We start from the raw sequence: 16357 nt of genomic DNA, 5'->3' as shown, positions 1-16357 counted from the left end.
CATAGAGTTCCGATCCGTTTTACATATGCTGACCAGCGTCGGCAACAACAGTCGAAATGCGCTTGGTTGACTCTGTTTCGCTCTCTGTTCTCTCTCTTCTCCGGAGTGCTAGCAAGCAATCTTATGTCTCCGTGCCTTGCACGGGCATCACCACGACAAACGGCAACCTGGCCACTTGAATGGCTCGCTGAGCACAAACGAAGCAAGGACAAGTACTACACCGCAACGCTGATACATACTCGTGGGAATACAACCGCTTCATGCAGAACCATATACGCGACAAGGAGCGTAATTACGGGAATCCACCGAAGGGCACGCAGCCGCTGCATGTAACACGCTGTGACAATCCGTGCGAACCAAGTGACTACGCAAGCAGCATCGCACGCGGAATGTGAAAGATATTCGAGCCGCACATAACAAGGACACAAGTCAATCACTGGAAAAAAACAGACTAACCTATGTGAAAGCGAATTCAGGTGTGACTTGATCAACACTAACAAGTCTTTGCCAAAATCGTACCGAGCAATAGGAGACATAAAAGCCCCGCACAGCAAATATGTGGGAAGCAAATCGCTCACTGCACAGACACTGAGAACTTCGATTCCAATTTCATCCGCAGACCGACGCGCAAATATCGGCAAAGTATGCAACTCAACAGTCATTGAAACATCACGCATCAGTATGGAAATATTTCTCATCTGACGCGGAAAAAACCTTAGATAATCCTTTGAATTAGAAAGATATACCGACACTCAAGATGATCACTAAAAGCAACCTTGCCGGGCCGGCGCAATGTTCCGGCCGTACATGTGAAGCAACAAACCTATACCAGTAGAACTATCAACACATTGATGTAATATTTTAAAGAATGTGAAAAGACAATATCTGCCTCACTAATTATATATCACACGATTTCAACTCTATTACACAGATAAAAGTAGAGAATGCAAGAATCGCCGGTACGTAATAATACCGGCGACCCGAAGAAAACAATCTAGAAGTTCGATCTTTTTAATGGTACTGCATCGATTATCAAAATGTCAGGTCACCCCAAATACCCCATTCCTTATTCTCAAGATTAGTGTTTATGTTGTTCTTCTGGCGCGTATATTTGTACGCCGTCGCTACCTTCAGGTTCTTCATGATCGGAAACTCAACGCCGACATTCCAATACTTGTCATATAGCGAGGGATCGCTCGTTTTACTCAGATCAGTTTTATCATAACGACCAAATACATTGATGCCACCGTTGGTGAGTGCAACATTGCCCCATACTGACCAACCGCTGCTCTTATCGGTGTACAGAGTCAACACATTGTTCAAATTCTTGGCCATAAAATATTCGCCACCCATACGGAAACGCGAGTCAGCATAGGCAACCATTACATCACCACGAGTATAAGTATTTTGGGCGCTGGTGACTTCAGTCTCTTTACCCAATTTCCCAGAATAACCACCAACAGCAATGGCAATACTCTGGGTCGGCATAAAGGCAACTCGCCCTTCAACGTCCATCCCCTTGGTGCGTGTTGGATTTTTGTAACCTCCACCGTTTACCACTGACACAGCATAATTGAGCTGCGGAGTGATATCACCGTAAGCATGCAATCCCCAGTCAGAAGAATTCGCATACTTCAGACGATCAGTCAACGTGTTCTCAACATAGCGATAACCGTAAAACTTCTCAACGAACGGTATCCACGGCATGTCGGCAGCACCAACACGCAACACAAAGGAATCATAGAACTTGCCCTGCACATAAGCCTTTTTAATGAACAGCTCGGTACTTGAGATGGCCGAACTGTACTGGAAGTCGCTAGTCAAGTTCGCAGACCAGATGTTGTTGAAAGCATGGTCAATAGATAGATAGAAGCGTTTAACATCCAAACCGGTACCACTGGCGGCAGTCTTGTTACCGCCGCTGGTACGATCAATGTTCGTCAGATCGAAGAACATACGACCGCCAATCCTGGTGCTATTTGCTTGTTTCTCGATATTAGCACTCGCTGTCTGAAATGCCTCTGTTGCCTGCGCTTGCACCACATTCACTTCGGATTGGGCGTCGGACTGAGCCTGCAAGGATTGAGTTTGAGCTTGTAACTGCTGCACCTGACTCTGTAGAACCGCGATCTTCGCCTGTAACTCCTGCAACTGAACGGCAGTGGCCGACGAAACCGGGGTTGTCATCTTCGTAGCAAACGCTGCAGGTGCGGAAAGCAATCCAAGATTAGCGATGATCGCGACAGCAACGACATGGGAACGCATTGGGATGTCTCCGTAAAGTGGAAAAGCTTTCATTCGAGATTTCGAATGCAAATTTTTTGTGAATTTTCCGTCAATAAAGCGACAATTCCGCGGCAAAAAGATGACAATAAAAAGACAACATGCGGCAAGTATTCACAAAATTGTCATGAAATATTCTCATTAAATTCACAAAATCACTTTGCAATGACATCACTTCGGCAAAGGTGCCGATTTTTCCATTTAAGGGGTTTTCCAAAAATGTTTTCCCTCAAGCTCAGGTTGCTGACGATTGTCACCGTCACTTCATTCTCATTCGCCACTCAAGCCACTGATATCACCGGTGCCGGTTCAAGTTTCGTGTACCCGGTGCTGTCCAAATGGTCTGCCGCATACGCCGAGAAGAGCGGCAATCGCATCAACTATCAATCGATTGGCTCCGGAGGAGGGATCGCTCAAATCAAAGCAGCTACTGTCGATTTTGGAGCATCTGACAAGCCTTTGAGTACACAAGAACTCAATCAGTTCGGTCTCGCTCAATTCCCGATCGTGACCGGTGGCATCGTGCCGGTGTTCAACGTACCGGGCATCGCAGCAGGCACGGTGAAGCTCGATGGCACCACATTGGCGAATATTTTTATCGGAAAAATTTCCAAGTGGAACGACCCTGCCATCACGGCGCTCAATCCGGGCTTGGTATTTCCAGAAATGAAGATCACCGTCGTACACCGCTCCGAGAGTTCCGGCACTACGTTCAACTTCACGAACTACCTCTCCAAGGTCAGTCCGGAATGGAAACAAAAAGTCGGCGAAGGGACGACGGTACAGTGGTCTACCGGTATTGGTGGCAAGGGTAATGAGGGTGTAGCAGCCTATGTCAAGCAGATTCGTGGCGGCATTGGCTATGTCGAATACGCTTACGCGCTGCAGAACAACTTGAGCTATGCAGGAATGAAAAATGCTGCAGGTCACTACGTGATGCCGAACGACAAGTCCTTCTCCGCCGCCGCCGCGACCGCCGATTGGAAATCTTCGAAGGACTTCAATTTGATCATAACCAACGCTCCCGAACCGAATGCTTGGCCAATTACCGCCACGACTTGGGCGATTTTGTACAAAAAAGCCAAGAATCCCGTATCCAGCAAAACCACGTTGAATTTCTTCAAATGGTGCTTCGAGAACGGCCAATCACTAGCCGAGCAACTCGATTATGTGCCACTACCCAATTCTCTAGTTCAACAGATCGAGAGCTACTGGACAAAAAACATCAAATAACTTGGGACAAAAGTCATCTCGTTAATCACAATGATTGGGACGCAGCCTCCAAGCAGCGTCCCTTTATTGATTCTTTAACTTATAACTCCTGAAAGACAGAGAAACAACCTCACTGTTGAAGAAGACATCTAACGATGTTGGTGCGTTAACTGACAACTCCAAGAACATGTTATGTATGTCGCAGAAGGCGTTGATATAGAAGTGTTTAATGCGTTGACTTCACCGGAAGTAAAGAACATTAAGGCTTTTTTATACATAGCACACCATCACTGTCCGATATGTATCGGCCAATGTACCCAAATGGGCGTACTCCGCTAATGTTGGGTTTAGGAGTCCAAGTCGCGTTTACATTTCCATACATGTTCGAAACGTACAGGCAAATGAGGCGAATACAAGATCACTGCTGGCGAGATTGTCGTCACGCATGGAGACTCGAAGAAAATATTTGATAATTGCATAAGGCATAAGCGCTCAACCACATGATGCATGCGGTACACCCCAACTGCAGTGGGGTTTCCACCTAAAGTTCGAGCACGCTGCAATAATACCCTTGGTATCGCTAGATCAAACCACCCTTACTAAAGATACTGGGCTCCTACCGATTGTCAGCAATGACAGGTTTAGACCAACAGATGGTTAAAGCGATCATATGCACAGCAGATACTGTGAGGTGATCTTGTATTGCGGCAAAAGTAGCGAATACAAAAATTAAAATACCGCACGTATTGCAACTATTGCTGATCAGTAGAGTTATCAATGACTTCAAGCATCTTCTTCAACAGATATTCTAATTCTTGGTTCTCCCGTTCAGACAGATTGGAAACCTGCGCTTCCATCTGTACACAAGCCTCCGGCAAGGCCTTATCGAGCAATTCCAAAGCAGCGGGTTCTAAGGTCAAAGTGACCTTACGGCGGTCATTCTGGTGAATCGAGCGTCGAATCAATCCTTTCTCGCAAAGACTGTTGGTTAGACGAGTCACATTCGCTGGCTTTTCACCAGAAGATTCAGCTACCTCGGTTGGTGTCAGCGACAAATCCTGAGTACCGTACATCATCATCAAAATGTCATATTCAGGATAACTGAGACCAAACCGCCGTAAAAACCGATTGCAATTGGTGTGAACCCGTTTGTAAATATGCTTGACCAAACCTAATAGCACGGCTTGATTACGCGAGTAAGCAGGAAAGCGCTGGCAAGTAACAGCAATACGCATCTCGGTAGTTTCTGAACTCGCCATGACCATTTTTATTGATGAACTTCAAATTAATTTATTATTATATATCACATTTTATGCTGAATGATTGAAAAAATCTATTGAATAATCAATTTTACCTAAAAAATATTCGCATGAAATGTCTCCCATTTCATGGGAGAAAACAGAACATCCAATGCGTGGTGATATCAGACCAAACCAGTAACAGCAGGACATGGCATCCATAGCACCTTATCCAACCATGGATCATTGCAATCCTGTGCTTGCGACAAAATGAAAAACTACAAAGTACTGGTTAGCCGTGCTTGCAAAGAACCAACTTGGGACGCCAACACCAAGGCAGACATCAAATAACATTCTCGATTTGTGTCCACGTCGACACCTCGTCGATCCTGTGCCACGGTATATAAATAGCGACTACCAAGTAGATCGCCTCAACGAGATTACGAAAGCATTTTCATAACGCGTAGCCATAGCACGGCAGCGCTTGGAACAACCAAAGCAGTACTTGATCCGACGCGATATATCGTGCAGACCACATACGCAATCACAACTTAGTGGGTTAAATCAGTAAGGAGTCACGGCATGCTGGATGCCTCTTGCAGCAACTCAATCAACCACTTGTTCTACACCGTTCTTACCGCAACGCACGCCATCTCGCACGTTATCAACCTATCCCCAGATGAGAAGAAAGCCTATAGTTGAATACACATTCGACCACATTGTGCATGCAACCTGCTCCCCCTCTCAAACTGTCGCAACATTTCAACCTGCAGTTCGAGCACGGCGTAATCTCCCTTGGACAACCGTCGATAGTGCCGTCCCTCTTGCTCATCAACAACGAAAGTTTTGACAAACATGTGATCGAAGCAATCCTCACGTACACATGATGTCCTAGGTTTTTATCAACAGAACCTGACCACTTGGCTAGCTACCATCATCTGTTCGGCTCAATCGATAACACCCTCCAGGGCCTGTCAACACGATTGCAAGCCATCCGCAATCAGAGGCAAAGCAGACGAAGGCGATGAACATGACTTCAAGCTTCTCGCATCTTTAGCAAACTCTAATCGCAATCGCCTCCACGGCGGCGGCATCCCCAGTGAATGATCGATGTACCCGGTGGCAGCAAACTACGGAACAGCTTTTCACGCTTAGGCTTGGGATTCACTACTACCGGTACCTTTGCTGCCATGAGCAACGGCAAATCTGCGGTACTGTCCGAATACGCCACAGCAATATCACGGTAACCCTGCTCACGGAGCATGCGTATTTTTTCCTCATGGTGACAATGGCGAACAACACGGATTGCGCCGAAACACGGCACGATCGAACTACCAACCACCGGCACCTCCTGATAAGCCACCAAAGCCAGGATTGCACGTACCAGTTCAGGGGGCGCACCAGTGGCCACCACCACACAATCACCAGCAATGCGATGGCACGCGAATACTTCCAACGCCCGCGGTAGCAACCGCTGCCGGATCTGCGACTCATGGCGCAGCACATAAGCCCTGATGACCCTGTTGAACTCACGCGTATGACGCATGCCAAAGGTAGCAATCCAAACGTAACCGGAAATGCTACGACGCCGGGTCGACAGCATCGCTGCCAACGGACCAAGCAACGGCGTCACCAGCAACGCTGCTGCTAAACGCAACGGATTGCTTCGGATCAGCCAAGCAAACAAATCACTGCCAGAATCGCCATCGTACAGCGTATGATCGAAATCGAATACAACTAATGGCGCATCCTCGCGCAATGATGGATATGGTGCACTCACGCGATGAAGAACATCTCTCGGAGTGACTCACCCGGCTCGACCGCACGCATAAACGCCTCGCCAACGAGAAACGCATTCACGCCCGCAGAACGCATGCGTTGTACATCGGCAGTGGTAAGGATACCGCTCTCAGTCACTAGCAAACGATCACGTGGCACCAACGCTTTCATTGCCAACGTCGTCTCCAATGAAACTTCGAAGGTATGCAGATTACGGTTGTTGATACCAATTAGTGGCACCGAAATCTGTATTGCGCGCTCGAGTTCATCAATATCGTGAACTTCAACCAGCACATCCATTCCCAGTTGCAATGCCAAGCCGGACAAGTCAACCAACTGAGCATCGTCCAACGCAGCGACAATCAACAGAATGCAATCAGCACCAAGCACACGTGCCTCATACACTTGGTACGGGTCGATCGTGAAATCTTTGCGCAACACTGGAAGAGTGCAAGCATCACGGGCCTGACTCAAATAGCCGTCGTGGCCCTTGAAGAAATGCATGTCCGTCAGTACCGATAGACAACTAGCACCGCCGAGTTCGTAGGAAATAGCGATCTCCGCAGGACGGAAATCCTCGCGAATCACCCCTTTGGAAGGGCTAGCCTTCTTAATCTCAGCAATCACCGCTGGATCACCCTGAGCGATCGTAGCCTGCAGTGCAGCGGTGAAACCACGGGTTTCCGGCAAATCGGCGCAACGCGCGGCCAACTCAGTCTGCGACGCACATAAGAGGCGCTCGGCAATCTCATCGACCTTGCGGGCAAGAATCTTAGTGAGGATGTTGCTCATCGGGTCAAGTCATCGGAAGCAGGCATTCACTGCAAATGTGGAAGAACAGTTTATAGCTTGTTTAATACGGCAGCATTCAAACATGGCGTGGGCAACGTGTGAACGCCACATACTGGTCCAGTGTGTCGCTGGCGCGTCCATCGACGATTACCTCCCGTGCCAACGCGATTCCATGGCCGATATCCTGTGCCACGCCAGCCACATACAGCGCAGCGCCAGCGTTGAGCACGACAATGTCCAGCGCCGGACCAGGTTTCCCAGCAAGCACTTCCAACACCATCTTCCGTGACTCAACGGGACTGGCAACTCGCAGGTTGGAGCGCGGCGACACGGCCATGCCATAGTCCTCCGGGGACACTTCGTACTCGCGAACCCTACCGTCACGCAGCTCGGCAACCAAAGTAGCGGCGCCGAGTGATAGTTCATCCATGCCATCACCGCCCCAGACGACCAATGCACGCTCAGCACCGAGTTTCTGCAGTACACGCGCCTGGATACCAACCAGATCCGGATCGAACACGCCCATCAAAATATTAGGTGCATCGGCCGGATTGGTCAGCGGACCAAGAATGTTAAAAATCGTACGCACTCCCATCTCGCGCCGCACCGGCGCAACAACTTTCATGACTGGGTGGTGAATCGGCGCAAACATGAAGCCAATTCCAGTAGATGCGATCGCCTCCGCGACTTCACCGGGCTGCAACTCGATCGATGCTCCCAGCACCTCAAGCACATCAGCACTGCCAGACTTGGAGGACACACTACGATTACCATGCTTGGCCACTTTAGCGCCGGCAGCCGCTACCACGAACATCGCACAAGTAGAAATGTTGAAGGTATGCGAGCCATCGCCACCAGTACCAACAATGTCGACCAAATGAGTGCAGTCTCGCACATTCACCCTACGGGAGAACTCACGCATCACTGTCGCTGCACCCGTAATTTCGCCAACGGTCTCCTTTTTTACGCGTAGTCCGGTAAGGATCGCTGCGACCATGGTTCCGGAAACCTCACCACGCATAATCTGGCGCATCAACTCTACCATCTCGTCCTGCAAGATCTCCCGGTGTTCGATGATGCGCTGTAGGGCTTCTTGAGGAGTCATAGACATCCAATAGTTCTCAGATCAAAGCAACAGGATGGAATTGATGCAAAAGCAACACAGCTGATGTATCCCTCAGAAAGGACGCTCCAGGAAATTCTTCAGCAGCGCGTGACCGTGCTCGGTGAGGATCGACTCGGGATGGAACTGAACACCTTCGACAAAATACTCGCGGTGGCGCAAGCCCATGATTTCCTCGATCGTCCCATCCTGATTCTCTGTCCAAGCAGTCACTTCCAAGACATCTGGCAATGTCGTCTTATCAACAACCAATGAATGGTAACGCGTTGCATGATAGCCATTCGGTAAACCAACAAACACACCTTTCCCATTGTGGTGAATCGGCGAAGTTTTGCCGTGCATGATGTTGGTAGCGTGAATTACATCACCACCATAAGCTTGTCCGATACTCTGGTGACCAAGGCAGACGCCGAGAATCGGCGTAACCGGACCAAGCCGTTCGATCAGTTTTAGCGAGACTCCGGCCTCATACGGTGTGCAAGGACCCGGCGATATCACAACGCGCTCGGGTCTGAGCGCAGCAATTTGCTCGACTGTCATCGCATCATTACGGACAACCATCACTTCAGCACCCAAGGTCTGCAAATACTGCACAAGGTTGTAGGTGAAGCTATCGTAATTATCGAGCATGAGTAACATAGCAATGGACTCATTACGCAGTTAGGAAAATCGCATCAACTTCACATAGTAATGAAGTGAAGACACTCGACGGAAGAATTAAGCACTCACCGCAATCAACACCCCCAGCATGCACGAATGGGTTGTGCTCACTGCCGCTATTGTAGCCCCCGATGTACCGCATACCATTTTGTCTATCTATCACAACCCTTTCACCGCATGTGCCACCGCACTGAACAACGCGCGTGCTTTGTTCATGGTTTCCTGCCATTCCAAGTCTGGATCGGAGTCATAGACCACACCACCACCAGCCTGCACGTACAGGTAACCGTTCTGAATCACCGCGGTGCGAATCGCGATCGCTGTGTCGGCATCTCCATGCCAGCCGATGTAACCTACCGCGCCGGAATAGACGTTCCGACACACGGATTCCAACTCACGGATAATCTCCAATGCACGGATCTTCGGCGCGCCTGATACCGTACCAGCTGGGAACGTCGCACGTAACACATCGACATAGCTCAGACCCGGCCTCAGTATGCCGGTGACCTCACTGACAATATGCATGACGTGACTATAACGCTCGATCACAAAGGCTTCTTTGACTTGCACACTCCCAGCCTCGGCAATACGCCCAATATCATTACGGCCCAGATCGATCAGCATCACATGTTCAGCACGCTCTTTTGGATCGGCTAACAATTCCATTTCCAACCGTTTGTCCTGTTCCGGGGTGGCGCCACGCGGACGTGTGCCGGCAATCGGACGCAGCGTGACCACTCCTCCTTGTAATCGCGCCAATATCTCCGGTGATGAGCCAACCACCTGAGTGCAGCCAATATCAATGAAATACATGTAAGGCGACGGATTCATCGCACGCAGCGCGCGATATACATCGATCGGGCGAGCACGAAACTGTGTACGCAGGCGCTGACTTGGCACCACCTGGAAAATATCACCGGCGCGCACATACTCCTGCGCTTTGCGCACCACGGCGTGGTACTGCTCGCGAGTCAACGAAGAGTGAAAATCCTCCTCGTTGATCACTTCTGAAATGTGTGTCTGCAGGTAATTTACCCCACCTTGCTGCAGACGGTGAACCAACTCATCCAAGCGTCGCATTGCACGGGCGTAAGCTTGCGGTTGCAGAGGATTAACATGAACGATCAGATATAACCGGCCCTTAAGGTTGTCGAACACCGCCAGTTCTTCCGAGAGCATCAGCAGAATGTCCGGGGTCCCAAGTTCATTGGGCTTGTCACCTGAAATGAAGCGGGGCTCGATGTACTGGATGCACTCAAAGCCGAACCAGCCCACTAAGCCGCCTGTGAAACCTGGCAACCCTTCTAGTCGAGGCACTACATACTGGGCACGCAGCACCTCAACTTCGGCAAGCGGATCAGCCACTTGACGTGTCTCCACCATCTCACCGAATTCGCTCACCACCAAGGTATGACCGCGAAAGGTATATACGCGCCGCGCCGGCAATCCAATGATCGAATACCTGCCAAAACGCTCTCCCCCTTCCACTGATTCGAACAGATAGGTGTATGGACCATCAGCAAATTTCAGATAGACCGAGAGTGGAGTATCCAAATCAGACAACACTTCGCGTACCACCGGGATGCGGGTACAACCCTCGGCAACTTGACGCTGAAACTGCATTGCAGTGATCAAGGCAGCTTTCCTTTCTGGCAGAGGTGAGGTGGAGGACAACGACAACGGGTAAACATCATCATGAACAGTAAAAAGCCATCTAAAAACACGGATTCGTTGGACGGAAACTAGCTCGCTTTACTCGAGCCGAACCTCTAGAACAGTGATCACTGGAGTCGAATACTAACAATCAATTCCGCGTATAGATCATCCGAACCAGCACTATGGACACTACATCGGCACATGAATGCGTCACCAAGACAGCACGTACCGGATGCAAAATTCGATTGCGATCTCGAGATTGCACTCTACGCCCAACATGAGTCAGCGAAATATCTCAAAGGTCTGCCACAACAGACACGCGCTAACGAAACACTCCAATACCAGCCAAGCGCGTCGGCTGACTGTTACAAGTACCGCTACGTCGATGAGAAAATAGCGGTTCATTACAGCTACCATAGACATGTTTCACGCGGGCGCTCGTCGCTTTTTGATGTTTTATTAGTGACTTTAAATTTCCAAACAATCTGAATTGAAACAGTTACTTCACTAAATCAAAAGGATAAATATAAGTTTAGTCAAGCCGGTGTCTGTTGCGGCAAAAACATTCCAAATCACAAGTATGCAGAAACTGAATCCATCACATGCACCAGCGCTGACTGCACAAGCAATAGTAAGCAACACCTCGTCTTCTCACCCTTATCAACCTTCGCTTGCATGAGTCACCGACACGGACGTGTCCACAACCCCCCAACAATTTTTCCTAGAAGAATATCTTAGGGATGAGAAATGAGATTAGCGATACTCAGTCTCATCGTATAACGCTGCATCGGAAAGCGTATCGGCTTTCTTGGACCGCTGTCACTCAAGCATCAGCTATTTCAACAAAGCTAAAAAAGTCACACATCAACATGCAATTCCGTTCATTTAAAGATACTTTCTTGTCAAAAATAATACAGACGATGCTTCATTCCATTGGAAAGGAATGGGACAGTTTCCTCGGAAATACATTTCCAGTAACAAGAGAGCGGTGATCGTCATCTTCACCGAGAATCACAAGAAAAATTCATGAAACGAATAGTCCTAAGGATAACTGGAACATCTCAGGCCGCCATCGTTGAACACAACAAAATAAGAACGGGAACAAACACTGCAGGACAACTTTGTTGCACAAATTGAGTGGAAATGTCGGCCTTTCCAATCCAGGACAGATTGATGGCGTAATGACAGTAGACAGGTGCTCGGAGTTGGTTGAAACAGTCGAACAAGGCGGCCCATCTCCGAAGCTTCGCAACTTGACGGCCAAAATCACCACACATCATGCGCCCACCAAGCTGTTTCAAATACGGAATTTTGGTTGCAACGAAGAAGCGTTGCGGTCACCGCTGATCGCCAAGCCCAGACACTGCGTTGCCTTGATGATTTCGAAGATTTCATCGAATAATGGCGGAGGCCATCTGGACTGGAAACTTCGACCGCATCGGCGCATCGCCTACACGATTGCTAGTGACTTCGATGGTCCGTATCTCTCAGGTCTCATGGTGTGGGCATCAAGCCCCAGACCCAACTTAGGCTACTAATGCCAGTCGTCAGCACCGTACTGCTGCGTTTTCTATTCCGCTTCACCAAGCATCTTGACACCCGTTCTATCGACCAGCAGTTCCAAAACATCACTCCTGCCAACCATAAGAGATGGCAACCTGCAAGCGCTTCTGATACCAAGAGATCGTGCTGAAATCGAACTACAGCCAATCCAGGCTTGGCAATCTCGAGAGACTGTCTGCCCGTCCAATACTCTGACATATCAGCGAAAAACAACACTGGATTAGCGAATCACTATGAGCTTCTGGATTCGAGTACTGCGTTATCCGTTGACCATTTCGTTGTTCGGTACTTCTTCTCTGCCAGCTTCGGCATATTCAGGCCCATTCAAGTAAAAACTTCCAGCCAAGCAACGTGTATGCCAGATGTGTGCAACAAAAACCTAGTAGGGCAATAAGGTGCTGATAAACACTGGCGCGGGTAGTCACAGCTCATGTCGGTCATGTGTGCGATCAGTGATCCATGTCAAACGCTATCGACAACTTCGACCATGATCTACCAAGACAAAGTCCGCTGTCTGATCGACGATGACATGTGCCACCCACGAAAAACCGACGAATGTCTTTACAGAGATTCCATCAAGACACAACACAAAGTGTTAATGCGCATTCCCCTTTCCTGGACGCAGAAGCATTGGCAGCTTTGCTATTGAACATCAACAAAACTCAACAAAGTCTGCATCAAGGGAGAAAAAACGGGATAAGGCAGCAACGCCCCCAAGTCGTACATACACAACAACGATGCTATATCCAGGTCACTGCATCTATTCGAAACACACAATGTGGCAATGAGGAACAGTAGATGGGAGACCACCCCCACTTACCAGTTCTTCCGGAAGGCAGTCTTTGAAACATGCTGACTCAGGGCACAGCAGCAAAACGACAGAGTACTTCGTCATTGATACATCACATCTGCATCCATCAACCAGACTCTGGTACCTCATCTCGGTCACTGCGGCTGATCTCCGCTGTCAGCCGCACAAGATGACACAACAACACCAGCTCAGCATCCCACCCATACACTGCGAATCCAATCAATGTGGCCACTTCACTGATGCAACGCAATCGGACCGATCACCGATACGGCTATCTCACCGCAGCGCCGCAACCGCCGCACGCATCTGAGCGATCACCTCAGCATAGTCACGTGATTGAAAGATGGCCGAACCGGCAACAAAGGTATCAGCGCCGGCCTCAGCGATCGCACCAATATTGTCAATGCTGACTCCACCATCGATCTCCAATCGCACAGGCTTACCAAGCGTATCGATCTTTTTACGCACCAAGCGAAGCTTGTCCAGTGTAGAAGGAATGAACGCCTGGCCACCAAAGCCCGGATTGACCGACATCAACAGCACAAGATCCAACTCAGGTAGCACCCAATCCAACATATCCACCGATGTCGCCGGATTAAGTACTAGGCCAACCATACAACCATGGGACTTGATGAGCTGGATGGTACGATGCACATGACGGCTGGCTTCCATGTGGAAGCTGATCATGCTGGCACCAGCCTGAGCAAAATCAGGGACTATACGGTCCACAGGCTCAACCATCAAATGCACATCAATCGGCGCAGTAATACCGTAGCCACGCAACGCCTTGCACACCATCGGACCGATAGTCAGATTCGGTACGTAATGGTTATCCATGACATCGAAATGAATCCAATCGGCACCAGCCGCGAGTACGGCATCCACCTCAGAGCCAAGACGGGCGAAGTCGGCTGACAGAATCGACGGAGCAATCAAGCAATCGGACATGAAACGCTCTGAGAAAAAGAAAATGAAGGACGCGATACCGGTGCCAAGATCAACGCCGGCATCGACGCTGGATACGGTCATAAGCAGCATTGATTTTGCGCACCTTCTGTTCAGCCTGCTCGCGCAGCTCCGGTGCAGCCTGAACCAATTTATCGGGATGGTACCTGGACATCAGCCGACGGTACGCCAACTCGATCTCGGCATTCGTGGCCTCCGTACTCAGTCCCATGACTCGGTAAGGATCATCATCTGGACGTTTGAACCACCCCTTATCCACACCGTGACCAATCACCAAGCCAAGCAGCAAACCAAATACCGGATTGGATCGGAACAACAGTGCTCCAACAATGAAACCAAGCAATTTTCCGTACCAGTGCATCACGATTGCGGGCCAATGGGCAGATTAGGTAGATATTCTACCGAGGCCGAGTCAAAACTCACGCCTTATGTAAAGACCATGAATAAAATCACCTGAAGACATTTGGCTACTTAAAATTTTAAAGCCCCTAGGCCTCTTTAACGGCGGCTCTATAACGTCCTGCTGGTAACACGCTTGCAATGGTTATTCTCACCCGTTTGCCGAAACAACATCCGTTGCCCCCCAACTTAGAAGCTACCTGGGTCGCACCTCAGATTTTTGGCAAATATCACCGCTCATCGCAAAGGAGGATTGGAGTACACCGTTGGCACATTTTGAGATGGTCTGAAGCAGCCTCAAGGGCACGCTCACTCCGATGCACGCAGCCCATAGGAGCAGCTACGGACTAAGTAAAATCACCGTACACTAGGTTTCCCTTTTCTACCGTGGGTTTAGTCATCCCCGCCCCCCCGGAAACGAGCTATCACGACGTCACTTAATGAGGAGCACCTCGTGCTGACTACGCTGTTGCAATCCGATCTTCCCGACCTGCCATTGCGTCACTGTGGCAAAGTCCGTGATGTATTCGACCTTCCCCGTGAACGCTTTCCGGTCGACACGCGACCCGGGGAATACCTGCTGATCGTCGCCACTGACCGTCTCTCAGCGTTTGACGTTGTCCTACCCGACCCGATCCCTGGGAAAGGCGAGATATTGTGCCAAATTTCCAATTTTTGGTTCCAGAAGACCGAGCACCTGATGCCAAACCACTTGACTGGCATCGACGTTGCTGGGGTACTCCCTGACGGCATCGACAAAGCGCTATACACACAACGCGCGGTAGTCACCAAGAAACTCAAGCCGGTAAGAATTGAAGCAATCGCACGCGGCTATTTGATCGGCAGCGGCTGGAAGGATTACCAGCGTACCGGAAAAGTCAGCGGCATTAAGTTACCCGACGGCCTGCGACAGGCCGAGAAGTTACCTGAACCAATTTTCACCCCATCAACCAAAGCAGCCGTCGGCCGCCACGACGAAAACATCGACTTTGACACGATGGTCAAGATGGTCGGCGCTGAGCTGGCTGAACGTATGCGGGACGCCACATTGCGCATTTATCACTTCGCTGCCAAGTACGCCGCCGAATGCGGCATCCTGCTAGCCGATACCAAGTTCGAGTTCGGCACTGACATCGACGGCCGCTTATACGTAATGGATGAGATGCTCACTCCGGACTCATCACGCTACTGGCCCGTCGACGAATACCAAGTCGGCACCAGCCCGCCAAGTTACGACAAGCAGTTCGTACGTAACTACCTGGAGACACTGGAGTGGGACAAAACCGCACCAGGTCCAACGCTGCCGCAGGACATCATCGAACGTACCCGCACCAAGTACGCTGAAGCGCTGCAGCGACTGGCAGGAATTAACATCGATTGACTCCCCTGTGAGTCCGTCCAGACCGGAACGCGCACTAATCGAAGCTATAACATGGCAAACCTCATTCACATACTGGTGACCCAACTCACTCCACACCATGCAAATGCAATCCCGATTTGAGTTCTCGCCGGACAGGATGCGTATCCCATTAGGACAGCCCACGCCCGAAAGTCGGCACAAACAGGAGTCCTGATCCATGCACGATGATTGCTTCCATGGCCTTTACACCACTTAAAACATGCCAACAGATGAATAAGTCACGCAAACACATGACATGCTCTAAAGTCCTAAATTCCTTTGAACAAGTACCACACACACTCGACTCATATGCAACCAAGTGGTTCTGAGATAGCTACCCCACGAGTCTCCAGCATCGCTCCTTCGTCACTATGATTACTATGACACGCCTTAAACTTGGGTCAGGACAGGCCCTGTCAAGGCTTGTCCCTTCCTCCGACCACAGCTAATCTGCCGAACGCATTACTGCGCCGGTT

At 49.8% G+C, this 16357-nt stretch carries 12 protein-coding genes; 3 read left to right on the top strand and 9 right to left on the bottom strand.

The genetic code is table 11. The features are described 5' to 3' along the window. Positions 1 to 1032: 1032 nt before the first annotated feature. A complete protein-coding gene (locus tag PLS229_RS00975) occupies positions 1033 to 2265 on the bottom strand; it encodes a porin (RefSeq protein ID WP_038271067.1) in 1233 nt (410 codons plus the stop codon). A gap of 237 nt (positions 2266 to 2502) precedes the next feature. On the opposite strand from PLS229_RS00975, the gene pstS reads away from it, so the two are divergent. Then, positions 2503 to 3516, top strand: coding sequence for a phosphate ABC transporter substrate-binding protein PstS (gene pstS, locus PLS229_RS00970; protein WP_038271066.1), 1014 nt, complete (start codon positions 2503 to 2505; stop codon positions 3514 to 3516). 731 nt (positions 3517 to 4247) lie between these two features. Here the strand turns inward: pstS and PLS229_RS00965 are convergent. From PLS229_RS00965 to trpE, 6 genes are all read right to left on the bottom strand, one after another. Further along, positions 4248 to 4754 carry a MarR family winged helix-turn-helix transcriptional regulator gene (locus PLS229_RS00965; protein WP_038271119.1) on the bottom strand — a complete coding sequence of 169 codons (507 nt, stop codon included), beginning with the start codon at positions 4752 to 4754 and terminating at the stop codon, positions 4248 to 4250. A gap of 1042 nt (positions 4755 to 5796) precedes the next feature. Then, on the bottom strand, positions 5797 to 6513 hold the full coding sequence (locus PLS229_RS00960) for a haloacid dehalogenase-like hydrolase (RefSeq protein ID WP_038271065.1): 717 nt from the start codon (positions 6511 to 6513) through the stop codon (positions 5797 to 5799). Continuing rightward, entirely contained in the window at positions 6510 to 7304 is a 795-nt protein-coding gene (gene trpC / locus PLS229_RS00955; RefSeq protein ID WP_038271064.1) for an indole-3-glycerol phosphate synthase TrpC, read from the bottom strand. Before trpC ends, PLS229_RS00960 begins: the two co-directional genes overlap by 4 nt. Before the next feature lie 76 nt (positions 7305 to 7380). After that, positions 7381 to 8415: an anthranilate phosphoribosyltransferase gene (trpD, locus tag PLS229_RS00950; RefSeq protein WP_038271063.1), complete on the bottom strand. Its 1035-nt coding sequence runs from the start codon at positions 8413 to 8415 to the stop codon at positions 7381 to 7383. Between the two features lie 66 nt (positions 8416 to 8481). Continuing rightward, positions 8482 to 9066 (bottom strand): aminodeoxychorismate/anthranilate synthase component II, encoded by a 585-nt coding sequence (locus PLS229_RS00945; protein WP_038271062.1) that lies wholly within the window; start codon positions 9064 to 9066, stop codon positions 8482 to 8484. 180 nt (positions 9067 to 9246) lie between these two features. Next, on the bottom strand, positions 9247 to 10722 hold the full coding sequence (gene trpE / locus PLS229_RS00940; RefSeq protein ID WP_038271061.1) for an anthranilate synthase component I: 1476 nt from the start codon (positions 10720 to 10722) through the stop codon (positions 9247 to 9249). 1145 nt (positions 10723 to 11867) lie between these two features. On the opposite strand from trpE, the gene PLS229_RS00935 reads away from it, so the two are divergent. Beyond that, positions 11868 to 12281, top strand: a complete 414-nt coding sequence (locus tag PLS229_RS00935) for a hypothetical protein (protein WP_160165165.1) — start codon at positions 11868 to 11870, stop codon at positions 12279 to 12281. Positions 12282 to 13393: 1112 nt separating this feature from the next. Here the strand turns inward: PLS229_RS00935 and rpe are convergent. Continuing rightward, positions 13394 to 14065: a ribulose-phosphate 3-epimerase gene (gene rpe / locus PLS229_RS00930; protein ID WP_038271118.1), complete on the bottom strand. Its 672-nt coding sequence runs from the start codon at positions 14063 to 14065 to the stop codon at positions 13394 to 13396. Positions 14066 to 14114: 49 nt separating this feature from the next. After that, positions 14115 to 14444, bottom strand: a complete 330-nt coding sequence (locus PLS229_RS00925) for a J domain-containing protein (protein WP_038271059.1) — start codon at positions 14442 to 14444, stop codon at positions 14115 to 14117. A gap of 492 nt (positions 14445 to 14936) precedes the next feature. Here PLS229_RS00925 and PLS229_RS00920 point away from each other — a divergent pair, with 492 nt between their 5' ends. Continuing rightward, positions 14937 to 15863, top strand: a complete 927-nt coding sequence (locus PLS229_RS00920; RefSeq protein WP_038271058.1) for a phosphoribosylaminoimidazolesuccinocarboxamide synthase — start codon at positions 14937 to 14939, stop codon at positions 15861 to 15863. Positions 15864 to 16357: the final 494 nt, after the last annotated feature.

Source organism: Xylella taiwanensis (assembly GCF_013177435.1).
In the GTDB taxonomy this organism is placed as follows: domain Bacteria; phylum Pseudomonadota; class Gammaproteobacteria; order Xanthomonadales; family Xanthomonadaceae; genus Xylella; species Xylella taiwanensis.
The sequence above is the reverse complement of the archived record's forward strand: the minus strand, read 5'-3'. Positions and strand labels throughout refer to the sequence as shown.